Source organism: Phaeovibrio sulfidiphilus (genome assembly GCF_014861485.1).
Lineage (GTDB): Bacteria > Pseudomonadota > Alphaproteobacteria > Rhodospirillales > Rhodospirillaceae > Phaeovibrio > Phaeovibrio sulfidiphilus.
In genome coordinates, this window is the sequence record NZ_JACZHT010000001.1 from 420,099 (window position 1) to 433,506 (window position 13,408).

Consider the following 13,408-nt stretch of genomic DNA (forward strand, 5'->3'; position numbering starts at 1 on the left):
TCCTGCGCACAGCACCGGCTGCAGGCCCGTTCTCGCCGGACTTACGTTTCCGCCTCCCGCCGTCCGGGCCTTGGCACACGCACCCCGGGACGCCGGAGATCCGACACCGCCTTTTCTAGCGCATTTTCAGGAGAAATGCGACCCCGCATGCGGGAAAGGCGTTCCAGATCGATTGCCAGGCCAGAGGCAAGGCCGCCCGGCATGACCGCAGCGTGAACCGCGTTGTCGCGTGCGAAGGCCCGTGCGAGGGCCTCCCGGTCCAGCGGCCGGAACACCGGAACGCCGAATTGGGCCGCATTCAGTTTCTTTCGCGCGTTTTCCGCCGCATCGAAGGCCTCGATCACGAATGCGGCGCCGCCCTTCTGGAGCACACCGCGCACCTTCTCGTAGCCGACGACCGCCTGTCCCGCCTTGCGCGCGAGACCCACCAGACGCAGGCAACGCTCCTCGAGAAGGGCGTCAACCCGCTCTGCCAGATCCTCGGGCACCGTGAGCGAACAGCGCGCAGCCTTTGGAAACACGCCTTTTCTTCGCGCCGTTTCTATCACATCCGGCGCGGGAGACAACCAGAATCCCCGACCGGGCAGCCGCCCGTCCACATCCGGGGTCACCACACGGTCCGGAGACACAACAAAGCGCAGCATTGCCTCTTTCGGACGCACCGACCGGGACAGGATACAGCGGCGTGAGGGGCCATCCGGTTCCGGAGTCGAAAGATCCGGCTCCCCGGAGTCTTCAGCGGGGCCCGCGGGAAGCGGGCTATCAATGGGCGGCACGGTCAGATCTTTGCTCCGGTTTCTCAGTCGTCAGTTCGGGAGTCGCCAGCGTCGTCGCTGCCGGTCTGCGCGTCGTCGTTCCCGGCGTCGCTGTCACCGGCCGTGTCCTCGCCGTCGAACCAGTGGGCGCGGGCGGCCATGATGATTTCCGAGGCCTCGCTCTCGCTCAGGGAGGGCACGATCTCGCACAGCTCGTCGGAGGCAAGGTCACCCAGGTCGTCGAGGGTGAGAACACCCCGCTCACCCAGAGCCACCAGGGAGGCGCCGCCCAGGCCGCTGACGCGGGCCAGGTCATCGCTCACGCCCAGGGCAACCCGGCGCGACTCGTCGCGGGCGTTGCGCTCCTCGACGAAGGACCGGGCCCGGTTCTGGAGCTCGGCGGCGACGTCGTCGTCAAAGCCCTCGATCTGGGTCAGCTCGGCCAGGTCGACGAACGCCACGTCCTCGACGTCGTAGAAGCCTTCCGTAACCAGAAGATGGGCAATCACGTCGTCCACATCCAGAGCCTCGATGAAGGCGCGGGTCCGGGCACGGACCTCCTCCTGACGGCGCTCGCTCTCGGTGGCCTCGGTCAGGATGTCGATATCCCAGCCGGTCAGCTTGTAGGCAAGGCGCACGTTCTGGCCGCGGCGCCCGATGGCCAGCGAGAGCTGGTCGTCCGGCACCACGATTTCCATGCGGTGCTTCTCCTCGTCCAGGATGACCTTGGTCACCTCGGCGGGGGCGAGCGCGTTCACCACAAAGGTGGCGGGGTCCTGGGACCACTGGATGATGTCAATCTTCTCGCCCTGGAGCTCGGCCACCACCGCCTGGACACGGGAGCCGCGCATACCCACGCAGGCGCCCACAGGATCAATGGCGTGGTCGTTCGAGAACACGGCCATCTTCGCCCGGGAGCCCGGGTCACGGGCCACGCCCTTGATCTCGATGATGCCGTCATAGATTTCCGGCACCTCCTGGGCAAACAGGCGGGCCATGAACTGCTCGTGGGTGCGGGACAGGAAAATCTGCGGGCCGCGGGTTTCCTGGCGGACGTCGGCGATGTAGGCCCGGACCCGGTCGCCCACACGGAACGCCTCGCGGGGGATGACCTCGTCGCGGCGCAGCAGGGCCTCGGCCCGGCCCAGATCCACAATGACGTTGCCGAACTCGACCCGCTTGACCAGGCCGTTGGCGATCTCGCCAAGACGGTCGCGGAACTCGTTGTACTGACGCTCGCGCTCGGCGTCGCGCACCTTCTGGACGATGACCTGCTTGGCGGTCTGGGCAGCGATGCGGCCGAAATCAATGGGGGGAAGGGGGTCCACCAGGTAGTCGCCGACCTCGGCCTCGGGGTTCTTGCGACGCGCCTGGGCGACGGTGACCTGGGTCAGCTCGTCCTCGACCTCGTCCACCACCTCGAGGTAGCGGGCCAGGCGGATTTCACCGGACTTCCGGTCGATACGGGCACGGATGTCGTGCTCGTAGCCGTACTTCGAGCGGCCGGCCTTCTGGATCGCCTGCTCCATGGCGTCGAAGACCTCTTCCCGGTCAATGCCCTTGTCGCGGGCCACCGTGTCGGCAACCTGAATCAGTTCCGGGCGGCTCATCCCAACGGTTCGTTCCATGCTCTCTATCCTGCCTGTCGTCGTTTCTGGTGTTCGTTGCCGGTTCAGCGTCCGGGGGCGGGGGTGGTGGCGTCGTTATCGTTATCGCCGTCGCCGTCCTCGTCCGTCGCATCGGGGTCCGTATCCCCGAACTCAGTGTCGTCGCAGTCGCCGTCCTCGAGCTCGAGCTCGTCGAACTCGATCTCGCCGCCCTCCACGTCGCCCGCGTCCGCGGCCGCCTGCTTGGAGGCCCTCAGGGCTTCCTCAATCAGGGCGTCGGTCATCAGGAGCTTGGCCTTGATGATGGCCCCGAAGGGAACAAGGCGGACGGGATCCTGGTCCTCGGGCGCGTCGGGCACCCGGATGGCGACCATGTCGGCCTCGTCGATTCCCTCGATCACGCCGCGGAAGCGCCGCTGGCCGTTGATCAGGCGGTCGGTCTCGATCCGGGCCTCGCGACCGGCGAAGCGCTCGTAGTCGCGGCGGCGGACCAGCGGACGGTCGAGGCCGGGGGAGCTGACCTCGAGGTCATAGGTTCCGGGAATGGGATCCTCCACGTCCAGCAGGGCGGACAGGGACCGGGAGATGGTCTCGCAGTCGGCGACGGTCATGGGGGCGCCGTCCTGGCGCTCGGCCATCACCTGGAGGGTGGTCCGGCCCGCGCCCTGGAGCGAGACGCGAACGATGTCGTATCCGAGATACTCCAGCGTCGGCGCGAGCAGTTTGTCGAGATGACCCATCACGATAGCGGGGACTCCTGAAAAGTACGGCACCCCGGACCGGATTGGTGTGTCATCCCCCGCGCGTCGGGCAAGGAATTCATGCAACAAAAAAGGCGGGCCTTCCGGCCCACCTTCCGGCACCGCGTGCTCTTTGAAGATGTGTTGCGCGTTTATAGGCGCTTTCCGCCGGGGACACAAGGAAATTCGAGTCCCCGGCCGGCGCGGGAGCCGGAAAACCGGCGCAGGCTCGGCCCCCGGGGGAGCCGGACCGGTCAGGCGAAACGGACCTCGACGATCTCGTAGGTCCGGGCGCCGCCGGGCGCGTTCACCTCGACGGATTCGCCAACCGAGCGGCCGATCACGGCCCGCGCGATGGGGGAGGCGAGCGAAATGCGGCCCGCCTTCAGGTCCGCCTCGTAGGGGCCGACGATCTGATAGGTGGCCTCCTCGTCGGTCTCGTCGTCCGCCAGCGTGACGATCGCGCCGAAGCGCACCATCGAGCCGCTGAACTTGGAAATGTCGATCACCTCGGCGCGGGAGATAACGTCCTCCAGCTCCTTGATCCGGCCCTCAATGAAACTCTGGCGCTCGCGCGCGGCATGATACTCGGCGTTCTCCGAGAGATCACCATGCTCGCGGGCCTCGGAGATCGCTGCGATCACCGCCGGACGCTCCTCCAGCTTGAGAGTTCTCAGCTCGTCCTCGAGAGTGCGGAACCCGGCCGCTGTCATGGGAACCTTTTCCATAAGTCCTCACCTGTATGTAACCCGGTCCGTCTCCCGGACGGCCTGCGGCTGGATGTGCCAAAGGCAAAACGCCTGCCCGAAGACAGGGCGCTTTGCCCGAAGGGTAACCGTATCAGTCCGGAGCGCCTGCAGGCCGCAGGCGCGGGCCGGTCTTACTTTTTCGGGAAGTAGTCCTGAAGCGGCGCTACTCCAAGGCGCCCCTCCCGGAGACCCGCGATGGCCTGGACCACCGCAGCAGAACCCGCAATCGTCGTGTAGTACGGGATATTGCGGATCAGGGCCGTGCGACGGATGTCAAAGCTGTCCTTGCGGGACTGTACACCGTCCGTCGTGTTCACCACCAGATCGATTTCGCCGCTCTTCATGGCGTCCACGCAGTGGGGGCGTCCCTCAAGAACCTTGTTCACCGAGCGGACCTCGAGACCGGCCTCCTTGAGGCAGGACGCGGTGCCGTGGGTTGCCATCAGCGCGAAGCCCATCTCGGTCAGGCTGCGGGCCACCGGAATGAGAGCGGCCTTGTCCGCGTCACGCACGGACAGGAACGCCGTGCCCGTGGACGGCAGCTTGACGCCCGCACCCAGCTGGGACTTGGCGTAGGCGAGGGCAAACGAGCGGTCGATGCCCATGACCTCGCCGGTGGATTTCATCTCGGGGCCCAGGATGGCGTCCACGCCCGGGAAGCGGACGAAGGGGAAGACCGCCTCCTTGACACAGACGTGCGAGACCTCGGGCTTGCCCAGATTGAACGAGGCAAGGGACTCGCCCGCCATGACCCGGGCGGCGATGCTGGCGGCGGGAACGCCGGTGGCCTTGGCCACGAAGGGCACCGTGCGGCTGGCGCGCGGGTTGACCTCCAGCAGGAAAATGGCGCCGTCCTTGATGGCGTACTGGACGTTCATCAGGCCACGGACCTTCAGGGCGCGGGCCAGGGACTCGGTCTGGCGGACGAGCTCGTCCACCACGGCGGGCTCCAGATCCTGCGGCGGCAGCGAGCACGCCGAGTCACCCGAGTGGATGCCGGCCTCCTCGATGTGGCGCATGATGCCCGCAACGCAGGTGGTCTCGCCGTCGGAGATGGCGTCCACGTCGATCTCGACGGCGCCGGCCAGGTAGTAGTCGATCAGAACCGGCTGGTCGCCCGAGGCCTGCATGGCGTCGGCCATGAACAGCTCAAGCTGCTCCTCGTCGTGGACGATCTGCATGGCGCGACCGCCCAGCACGTTCGAGGGCCGGAGCACCACCGGATAGCCGATCTGCCGGGCAACCTCGCGGGCCTCGTCCAGGTTCAGGGCCGTGCCGTTGGGCGGCTGGAGAAGGCCAAGCTCGTGCACCAGCGCCTGGAAGCGCTTGCGGTCCTCGGCCAGGTCAATGGCGTCGGGCGAGGTGCCCAGGACGGGGATGCCCGCCTGCTCCAGGTACGGAGCCAGCTTGAGGGGCGTCTGCCCGCCGTACTGGACGATACAGCCCAGCAGGGTGCCCTTCTTCATTTCGGTGCGGGCCAGCTCGATCACGTCCTCGGGGGTCAGCGGCTCGAAATAGAGGCGGTCCGAGGTGTCGTAGTCGGTGGAGACGGTCTCCGGGTTGCAGTTGACCATGATGGTCTCGTAGCCCGCCGCCGACAGGGCGTAGGCCGCGTGGACACAGCAGTAGTCGAACTCGATGCCCTGGCCGATGCGGTTCGGCCCGCCGCCCAGGATCATGACCTTCTTGCGGGAGGACACGTCGGCCTCGCACTCGGCGGGGTTCAGGCCGTCGCCCTCGTAGCAGGAATACAGGTAGGGCGTGCGCGAGGCGAACTCGGCGGCGCAGGTGTCGATGCGCTTGTAGACCGGGTGAACGTTCAGCACCTGGCGGCGGAACGAGACCTCCTTGAGGGTCTTTCCGGTCAGGCGGGACAGGCGCTCGTCCGAGAAGCCCATCTTCTTGAGGCGCAGCATCTCCATGGCGTCGCCCGGGAGCCCGTTGGCCCGGAGGTTGGCCTCCTCGTCCACGATTTCCTTGATCTGCTCCAGGAACCAGGGGTCGAAGTGGCTGACCGCCGCGACCTCTGGAATGGTCAGGCCCTGGCGGAAGGCCTGGGCGATCAGGCGCAGGCGGTCCGGGCACTGGCGGGACAGGGCCGCGCGCAGGATGTTCTTGCCGTCGGGGCCGGTGGAGCCGGGGACGTCGATCTCGTCCAGGCCCGAGAGCCCGGTGTCCATGGAGCGCAGGGCCTTCTGGAGGCTCTCCTGGAAGGTGCGGCCGATGGCCATGGCCTCGCCCACCGACTTCATGGAGGAGTTCAGAAGCGCCTCAGCGTCCGGGAACTTCTCGAAGGTGAAGCGGGGGATCTTGGTGACCACGTAGTCAATGACCGGCTCGAACGAGGCCGGGGTCACGCCGGTGATGTCGTTCTTGAGCTCGTCCAGGGTGTAGCCCACCGCCAGCTTGGCCGCGATCTTGGCAATCGGGAAGCCCGTGGCCTTGGAGGCCAGCGCCGACGACCGGGACACGCGCGGGTTCATCTCGATGACCACCAGGCGCCCGTCCTTCGGGTTGACCGCGAACTGGACGTTGGAGCCGCCCGTATCCACGCCGATCTCGCGCAGCACCGCAAACGAGGCGTCGCGCATGATCTGGTACTCTTTGTCGGTCATGGTCAGGGCCGGGGCGACGGTGATGGAGTCCCCCGTGTGCACGCCCATGGGATCGACGTTCTCGATGGAGCACACGATGATGCAGTTGTCCGCGCGGTCGCGGATCACCTCCATCTCGAATTCCTTCCAGCCCAGGACGCTTTCCTCGACCAGGATCTGGTGAACCGGCGAGGCGTCGAGACCGCTCTTGACGATCTCCTCGTATTCGGCCCGGTTGTAGGCAATGCCGCCGCCCTGCCCGCCCAGGGTGAACGAGGGGCGGATAATCACCGGCAGGCCGATCTCCTCGAGGGCGGTCTGGCCTTCCTCGATCGAGTGCACCAGCGCCGAGCGCGGGCACTCCAGACCGATCTTCTGCATGGCGTCACGGAACAGCTGCCGGTCCTCGGCCTTGGCGATCACGTCCTTCTTGGCGGCGATCATCTCGACGCCGTACTTCTCGAGGGTGCCGCGCTCGGCCAGGGCCATGGCGGTGTTCAGCGCCGTCTGACCGCCCATGGTGGGCAGGAGCGCGTCGGGGCGCTCGCGCTCGATGATCCGCTCCACCACCTCGGGGGTGATGGGCTCGATGTAGGTGGCGTCCGCCATGTCCGGATCGGTCATGATGGTGGCCGGGTTGGAGTTCACCAGGATGACCCGGTAGCCTTCCTCGCGGAGGGCCTTGCACGCCTGCGCGCCCGAATAGTCGAACTCGCACGCCTGGCCGATGACGATGGGGCCGGCGCCGATAATCAGAATGCTTTTTATGTCCGTGCGTTTGGGCATGGGAGTCTCTCCGGAGGGAGCAAGGGTCGCGCAGGGGAGCGGGAAACCGGGGCAGGGCGAAAGGGAGCGGGGCGTCAGGCCGCCAGCAGATCCGCAAAACGGCGGAACAGGTGGTGGCTGTCTCCGGGCCCGGGGGAGGCCTCCGGATGGTACTGGACCGAGAACACGGGCTTGCCCTCGACCGCCAGCCCCTCAAGGACGCCGTCGAAGAGCGAGGTGTGGGTTTCCACCACGCCCGCCGGGAGCGTGGCGCGGTCCACAACAAAGCCGTGGTTCATGGACGTGATCTCGACACGGCCCGTGGTCAGATCCTTGACCGGGTGGTTCGCACCGCGGTGACCGAGCTCCATCTTGACGGTCTTCGCGCCAAGGGCCAGGGCCAGAAGCTGGTGCCCGAGGCACACGCCCATCAGGGGCTTGCCCGAGGCCAGAAGCTCGCGGATCACCGGAGCCGCATGGACCGCCGTCGCCGCGGGATCGCCCGGGCCGCTGGACAGGACAATGCCGTCCGGATTGAGGGCCAGGATGTCCGCCGCCGGGGTCGTGCAGGGAACCACCGTCACCCGGCACCCCAGGGACGCCAGGCTGCGCAGCATGTTGCGCTTCACACCGTAGTCCACGACCACCACGTGGTGACGCGGGGACTCAAGACGCCCGTAACCGCCGTCCTTCCAGGACCACAGGGTCTGGTCCCAGGTGTAGGACTCGCGGGTGGACACCGCGCTGGCCAGATCCAGGCCCGCAAGGCCGGACCAGGACCGGGCCCGGGCAAACAGGGCATCCGGGTCGAAGACGCCGTCGGGATTGTGGGCCAGGACACCGCACAGGGCCCCCTTGGTGCGGATGCGCGCGGTCAGGGCCCGGGTGTCAACGCCGCACAGGGCGACAATGCCGCGGGAGACCAGCCAGTCATTCAGGGACACCGTGGCCCGCCAGTTGGAGGGCGTGGTCAGGGCCGCACGGAACACCGCGCCACGGACGGCGGGAACGTCCGCCTCCATGTCCTCGGGGTTCGCGCCGGTGCCTCCCGCGTGGGGGAAACAGAAGGTGAGGATCTGGCTGTGATAGGACGGGTCCGTCAGGATTTCCTGACAGCCGCTCATGGCGGTGTTGAAACAGACCTCGCCAACGACCTCTCCCGAAGCCCCAGCTCCCCGTCCCCAGACCAAAGTCCCGTCCTCGAGGGCGAGAACAGCCGTGGCACCGGGCGGGCGGGGGAAACGGTCCGGCCCCTCCGAGCGGGGGTCGGTGTCGTTGGACGTGTGATCTGTCATCTGCGGGTCTCCAGCGTTGCGAGGACAAGGCGCGCTCGCACAAAAAAGCCCCAAGGCGACAAAAGGTCGCTTGGCGGCGGTGTTTATCTAGGGCATCGGGGGCGGGAAGTCAACCCTGGACAAAAACATAAAAACTATTTCACTTCAAGACATTACGGCAAAAAGTCCGCGAGCGGAGCGCGAAAAAAACCTGCCGCGCCGTCCAGGCGTACACAGGTGCGGGCGACGGCCCCGAACCGACCCCCGCCGGGCCTTTCCTTCCGGGACGCGTCCGTGTAGGATGGTTCCTTTTTCACCCGCCCTGCCCCACAAAAAACCAACTGCGGAGCCCGTCCTCATGCTGAGAGAGACCCTTAAAGACGCCATGAACGATGCCATGCGCCAGAAGAGCCAGTGCGCACTGTCCACGATCCGCCTGATTCTGGCGGCCGTCAAGGACAGGGACATCCAGGCCCGCACGGACGGGCGGCCGGACGGCATCACGGACGAGGAGATCTTGTCCCTTCTCCAGTCCATGGTCAAGCAGCGCAGAGATTCGATCACGCTTTACGAGCAGGGCGGGCGTCTGGAGCTTGCCGAGCAGGAGCAAAACGAGATCCGCGTCATCGAGCGCTTCCTCCCCGCGCAGATGAGCCCGGCCGAGGTCGAGGCGGGCATCAGCGCCGTCATTGACGAGATCGGTGCCACCGGCCTCAAGGACATGGGCCGGGTCATGGCCAGCCTGAAGGAGCGCTTCGCCGGACGCATGGACTTCGGCAAGGCCTCCGGGCTCGTCAAGGCCCGCCTGTCCTGACCCCCTGACACGCCGCCTCCCTGACACGCCGCCTCCCTGACACGCCACCCCCTGACACGCCCGGGCCTCCCCATGTCCATTCCCGACTCCTTCCGCGATGAACTGCGCGCGCGCCTGCCCCTGTCCAAGGTGGTGGGCCGCCGCGTGGCGCTTGTGCGCAAGGGCCGGGACTACATGGGCCTGTGCCCGTTCCACAACGAGAAGAGCCCCTCGTTCAAGGTGGACGACGACAAGGGGTACTACCACTGCTTCGGCTGCGGGGCCCACGGCGACATCTTCTCGTTCGAGATGCAGATCGGCGGCGTGTCCTTTCCCGAGGCCGTCGAGCGCCTGGCCCACGAGGCCGGCATGGAGGTGCCCAAGGCCACCCCCAGGGAGCGGGAGAGCGCCCGCAAGCGGGCCTCCGCCCGGGAGGTGCTGGAAACCGCCTGCGTCTTCTTCGAGCGCAGCCTGCGCATGCCCGAGGGCCGCGCCGCCCTCGAGTACCTGCACAACCGGGGCCTGGACGACGACACCATCCGGCAGTTCCGCCTGGGCTACGCCCCGCCGGGGGGCGCGCTCAAGGCATTCCTCACCGGCCAGGGGGTCGAGGAACCCTTCCTTGTCGACCTGGGCCTGGCGGGCCGCCCCAGGGAGGGCGAGCGGGGCCGCACCTATGACATCTTCCGCGACCGGGTGATTTTTCCCATCACGGACAACGCGGGGCGGCCGGTGGCCTTCGGCGGACGCGCCCTCGGGGATTCGGGGCCCAAGTACCTGAACTCGCCCGAGACCGAGTGGTTCCAGAAGGGCCGGATGCTCTACAACCTGGCCACGGCCCGGGAGGCGGCCCGCACCAGCGGAACCCTCATCGTGGCCGAGGGCTACATGGACGTGATCGCCTTCGCCCGGGCGGGCTTCCCCTGGGCGGTGGCGCCCCTGGGCACCGCCCTGACCACGGGCCAGATGGAGCTGCTCTGGCGCAGCGGCCCCGAGCCCGTCTTGTGCTTCGACGGCGACACCGCCGGACAGCGGGCGGCCGGAAAAGCCCTGGACAACGCCCTGCCGCTTCTGGCCCCGGACCAGTACCTGCGATTCGCCCTCCTGCCCCCCGGCATGGACCCGGACGACCTGTCCCGGCTCCCGGACGGGGCGGAGCGGCTGGGACGGCTCCTTGAGGGAGCCCTGTCGTCGTCGGCCATGGCCTGGGAGACCCTGGCCCGTGGCCGCCAGCTCGCCCGGGCCGAGGATCGGGCCAGCCTGGAAAATGATATCGACGTGCTGTGCGCCCGCATCGAGAACACCATCGTGCGGGGCCACTTCCGCTCGGACCTGAGATCCCGGTTCTTCGAGGCCACGCGCCAGGAACGCCAGCGCTCCGCGCCGCCGCGCCCCGGTCCGGGACGGGCTCCGGGCCGCCCGGCCCCGCCGGTGCCCTCCCTGCCCCTGCCCCCGCTGCGCTCGGCCTCGACCGTGCGGGAAAGCCTGCTGATCGGGCTGCTTCTGCGCGCCCCCTCGCTGGTCGACCACGTGGGCGAGCGCCTCGGTTCCCTCACCTTTCGAAATCCGGGCCTTGACAAACTTCGACGGGCAGTCCTTATTCACCTGTCCTCGCAGACTCTGCTTGACACCCGGGCGCTTCGTGACCATCTCAGCCATGTAGGACTGGACGGACAGGTCACGGCCGTTATGGCGGCGACTGCTCCGGAACTCGCGCGGTTTTCCGATGCCTGCGGCCCCACGGGCCCGCGGGCTGACGCGTCTGGCGAAACGCCGGGCGATGGCACGGAAGCCGGAGGAAGCGATGTGTATCACTGCCAGGCCCTGCGCGCCTTTTGGGACGACATTTATGAAATGCACGGCCGTGACGCGCTCTTTGAGGATGTTCGGATCGAGATGGAGAGAGTTAAGAAAGACTGGTCTCCCGAAACCCTTGACCGTCTTATGACCGTCAAGGCCTCCGACCCTGCCGTAAGCCCGAAAGACCCGGGAGGCTCGCCCGGAAACCGGACATCGGGGTCCAGCACCCCCTGATCCGGATAAAGACTGTACCGGAAATCCCCGCTTGATGAACTCACGGCACGCCCCCCGGGGCCGCCGTCCCCACTGATGAAGGAAGACGACCCATGGCCACCAAAGTCGCCGGCCCGGCCGAAGCCCGCCAGACCCGAGAGGATGACGCCGCTGAAGGCCCGCTTCTGGACTCCCTGAATGCCAACGTGCGCAAGCTGATCGCGCGGGGCAAGGAGCGGGGATATATCACCTATGACGAACTGAACGAGGCCCTGCCGCCGGATGACCTGTCCTCTGAACAGATCGAGGACACCATGGCGCAGATTTCCGAGATGGGGATCAACTTCATCGAGGCCGAGGAGGAGGCCGAGTCCTTCTCCCAGGCCTCGAATGACGATGACGAGGAGCCGGAATCCCGCGAGCTCACCGTGCAGGGCAACGTGAGCGAGGACGAGGTCGGCCGCACCGATGACCCGGTCCGCATGTACCTGCGCGAGATGGGCTCGGTGGAGCTGCTGTCCCGCGAGGGCGAGATCGCCATCTCCAAGCGCATCGAGGCCGGGCGCGAGATGATGATCGGCGGCATCTGTGAAAGCCCGCTGACCATCCGGGCCCTGCTGCGATGGCACGACGAGCTGATCGACGAGCGCATGCTCCTGCGCGACATCATCGACCTGGACGCCACCTACGGCGCGGGCGCCGTGGTGCCCGAGGACGAGGAGGGCATGGACGAGATCGACGAGGACGCCGAGCCCGCCGCGCGCAAGTCGGACAGTGAGGGTGAGGAAGAGGACGAGGAGGCCGAGGACGGCGTCCCCGGCGCGGGAGAGGATGACCCGGAGGTCAACGTCCCGCTGGCCGCCATGGAGCAGGAGCTCATGCCCCGGGTGCTGGCCACCTTCGAGGAAATCGCCAGCACCTACGAGAAGCTGAAGAAGGTTCAGGAGCAGCGCCTCGCCGCCCTGGCCAAGGGCGAGCCCCCGGGAAGCCCGATCGAGAAGAAGTACGAGAAGCTGCGCCAGGAACTGGTGAAGCTGATGGACGACGTGCACCTGAACCCGGCACGGATCGAGCAGCTGGTCGAGCAGCTGGCCGCCCTGAACAAGAAGCTCATGACCCTCGAGGGGCGCCTGGTGCGCCTGGCCGAGCGCGCGAAGATCAAGCGCCCCGACTTCCTGACCAAGTACATGGGCCGCGAGGTCGACCCCACCTGGATTGACGACATCGCCCGCCTGCCCGGCAAGAACTGGGCGGAGTTCCTGTCGCGCTACGGCGCCGACGTGCTGGAGATCCGGGGCGAGATCGCCGACCTGTCCGAGACCGCCGCCCTGCCCATTCCCGAGTTCCGCCGCGTGGTCTCCACCGTCCAGAAGGGCGAGCGCGAGGCCTCCCGCGCCAAGAAGGAAATGATCGAGGCCAACCTGCGCCTGGTCATCTCCATCGCCAAAAAGTACACCAACCGCGGCCTCCAGTTCCTGGACCTGATCCAGGAGGGCAACATCGGCCTGATGAAGGCCGTGGACAAGTTCGAGTACCGCCGCGGCTACAAGTTCTCCACCTACGCCACCTGGTGGATCCGGCAGGCCATCACCCGCTCCATCGCGGACCAGGCCCGGACCATCCGCATTCCGGTCCACATGATCGAGACCATCAACAAGCTGGTGCGCACCTCGCGCCAGATGCTTCACGAGATCGGCCGGGAGCCCACGCCGGAGGAACTGGCGGAAAAGCTCCAGATGCCCCTGGAGAAGGTCCGCAAGGTTCTGAAGATCGCCAAGGAGCCCATCAGCCTCGAGACGCCCATCGGCGACGAGGAGGACAGCCACCTGGGCGACTTCATCGAGGACAAGAACGCCGTCCAGCCGCTGGACGCCGCCATCAACGCCAACCTGCGCGAGGCCTGCACCCGCGTGCTCGCCTCCCTGACCCCCCGCGAGGAGCGGGTTCTGCGCATGCGCTTTGGCATCGGCATGAACACGGACCACACCCTGGAAGAGGTCGGGCAGCAGTTCTCGGTCACCCGCGAGCGTATCCGTCAGATCGAGGCCAAGGCCCTGCGCAAGCTGAAGCACCCGTCGCGCTCGCGCAAGCTCCGCAGCTTCCTGGACGGCTGACGCC

Annotated in this window: 9 protein-coding genes; 3 read left to right on the plus strand and 6 right to left on the minus strand. The window is 67.2% G+C overall.

Annotated elements, in window-relative coordinates:
• Positions 1 to 41: 41 nt before the first annotated feature.
• From IHV25_RS01770 to carA, 6 genes are all read right to left on the minus strand, one after another.
• Positions 42 to 776: an RNA-binding protein gene (locus IHV25_RS01770; protein WP_192533245.1), complete on the minus strand. Its 735-nt coding sequence runs from the start codon at positions 774 to 776 to the stop codon at positions 42 to 44.
• Between the two features lie 23 nt (positions 777 to 799).
• Positions 800 to 2,383 carry a transcription termination factor NusA gene (gene nusA / locus IHV25_RS01775; RefSeq protein WP_192533246.1) on the minus strand — a complete coding sequence of 528 codons (1,584 nt, stop codon included), beginning with the start codon at positions 2,381 to 2,383 and terminating at the stop codon, positions 800 to 802.
• A gap of 44 nt (positions 2,384 to 2,427) precedes the next feature.
• The gene (rimP, locus tag IHV25_RS01780; RefSeq protein ID WP_192533247.1) at positions 2,428 to 3,102 is read right to left on the minus strand and encodes a ribosome maturation factor RimP; all 675 of its coding nucleotides are present in this window, start codon (positions 3,100 to 3,102) and stop codon (positions 2,428 to 2,430) included.
• A gap of 254 nt (positions 3,103 to 3,356) precedes the next feature.
• A complete protein-coding gene (gene greA / locus IHV25_RS01785) occupies positions 3,357 to 3,830 on the minus strand; it encodes a transcription elongation factor GreA (RefSeq protein WP_192533248.1) in 474 nt (157 codons plus the stop codon).
• 152 nt (positions 3,831 to 3,982) lie between these two features.
• Complete coding sequence (carB, locus tag IHV25_RS01790) at positions 3,983 to 7,231, minus strand: carbamoyl-phosphate synthase large subunit (protein WP_192533249.1); 3,249 nt, start codon at positions 7,229 to 7,231, stop codon at positions 3,983 to 3,985.
• Between the two features lie 74 nt (positions 7,232 to 7,305).
• Positions 7,306 to 8,505 carry a glutamine-hydrolyzing carbamoyl-phosphate synthase small subunit gene (gene carA, locus IHV25_RS01795; RefSeq protein WP_192533250.1) on the minus strand — a complete coding sequence of 400 codons (1,200 nt, stop codon included), beginning with the start codon at positions 8,503 to 8,505 and terminating at the stop codon, positions 7,306 to 7,308.
• A gap of 337 nt (positions 8,506 to 8,842) precedes the next feature.
• On the opposite strand from carA, the gene IHV25_RS01800 reads away from it, so the two are divergent.
• From IHV25_RS01800 to rpoD, 3 genes are all read left to right on the plus strand, one after another.
• Entirely contained in the window at positions 8,843 to 9,298 is a 456-nt protein-coding gene (locus tag IHV25_RS01800) for a GatB/YqeY domain-containing protein (RefSeq protein WP_192533251.1), read from the plus strand.
• Between the two features lie 72 nt (positions 9,299 to 9,370).
• Positions 9,371 to 11,311 carry a DNA primase gene (dnaG, locus tag IHV25_RS01805; RefSeq protein WP_192533252.1) on the plus strand — a complete coding sequence of 647 codons (1,941 nt, stop codon included), beginning with the start codon at positions 9,371 to 9,373 and terminating at the stop codon, positions 11,309 to 11,311.
• Positions 11,312 to 11,403: 92 nt separating this feature from the next.
• The gene (gene rpoD / locus IHV25_RS01810) at positions 11,404 to 13,404 is read left to right on the plus strand and encodes an RNA polymerase sigma factor RpoD (protein WP_192533253.1); all 2,001 of its coding nucleotides are present in this window, start codon (positions 11,404 to 11,406) and stop codon (positions 13,402 to 13,404) included.
• Positions 13,405 to 13,408: the final 4 nt, after the last annotated feature.

Excerpts from the sequence above, each read along its gene's own strand:
- nusA (WP_192533246.1), bottom strand. The coding sequence starts at position 2,383 with ATGGAACGAACCGTTGGGATGAGCCGCCCGGAACTGATTCAGGTTGCC.
- rimP (WP_192533247.1), bottom strand. The coding sequence starts at position 3,102 with ATGGGTCATCTCGACAAACTGCTCGCGCCGACGCTGGAGTATCTCGGA.
- greA (WP_192533248.1), bottom strand. The coding sequence starts at position 3,830 with ATGGAAAAGGTTCCCATGACAGCGGCCGGGTTCCGCACTCTCGAGGAC.
- carB (WP_192533249.1), bottom strand. The coding sequence starts at position 7,231 with ATGCCCAAACGCACGGACATAAAAAGCATTCTGATTATCGGCGCCGGC.
- carA (WP_192533250.1), bottom strand. The coding sequence starts at position 8,505 with ATGACAGATCACACGTCCAACGACACCGACCCCCGCTCGGAGGGGCCG.
- IHV25_RS01800 (WP_192533251.1), top strand. The coding sequence starts at position 8,843 with ATGCTGAGAGAGACCCTTAAAGACGCCATGAACGATGCCATGCGCCAG.
- dnaG (WP_192533252.1), top strand. The coding sequence starts at position 9,371 with ATGTCCATTCCCGACTCCTTCCGCGATGAACTGCGCGCGCGCCTGCCC.
- rpoD (WP_192533253.1), top strand. The coding sequence starts at position 11,404 with ATGGCCACCAAAGTCGCCGGCCCGGCCGAAGCCCGCCAGACCCGAGAG.